Annotated in this window: 1 pseudogene; it reads left to right on the top strand. The window is 53.4% G+C overall.

What is annotated here, in order from left to right:
- Positions 1–68: 68 nt before the first annotated feature.
- A pseudogene (locus FHC52_RS22520) lies at positions 69–609 on the top strand (IS5-like element IS5B family transposase); the annotation flags it as partial.

Here is a 609-nt window from a genome sequence, read left to right as displayed (position 1 = left end):
GGAAGGTGCGAACAAGTCCCTGATATGAGATCATGTTTGTCATCTGGAGCCATGGAACAGGGTTCATCATGAGTCATCAACTTACCTTCGCCGACAGTGAATTCAGCAGTAAGCGCCGTCAGACCAGAAAAGAGATTTTCTTGTCCCGCATGGAGCAGATTCTGCCATGGCAAAACATGGTGGAAGTCATCGAGCCGTTTTACCCCAAGGCTGGTAATGGCCGGCGGCCCTATCCGCTGGAAACCATGCTACGCATTCACTGCATGCAGCATTGGTACAACCTGAGCGATGGCGCGATGGAAGATGCTCTGTACGAAATCGCCTCCATGCGTCTGTTTGCCCGGTTATCCCTGGATAGCGCCTTGCCGGATCGCACCACCATCATGAATTTCCGCCACCTGCTGGAGCAGCATCAACTGGCCCGTCAATTGTTCAAGACCATCAATCGCTGGCTGGCCGAAGCAGGCGTCATGATGACTCAAGGCACCTTGGTCGATGCCACCATCATTGAGGCACCCAGCTCTACCAAGAACAAAGAGCAGCAACGCGATCCGGAGATGCATCAGACCAAGAAAGGCAATCAGTGGCACTTTGGCATGAAGGCCCACA

The sequence above is a fragment of the Enterobacter sp. EC_64 genome, assembly GCF_019584165.1.
In the GTDB taxonomy this organism is placed as follows: domain Bacteria; phylum Pseudomonadota; class Gammaproteobacteria; order Enterobacterales; family Enterobacteriaceae; genus Enterobacter; species Enterobacter roggenkampii.
Note: the sequence above shows the minus strand (reverse complement) of the source record. Positions and strands in the feature narration are given on the sequence as shown.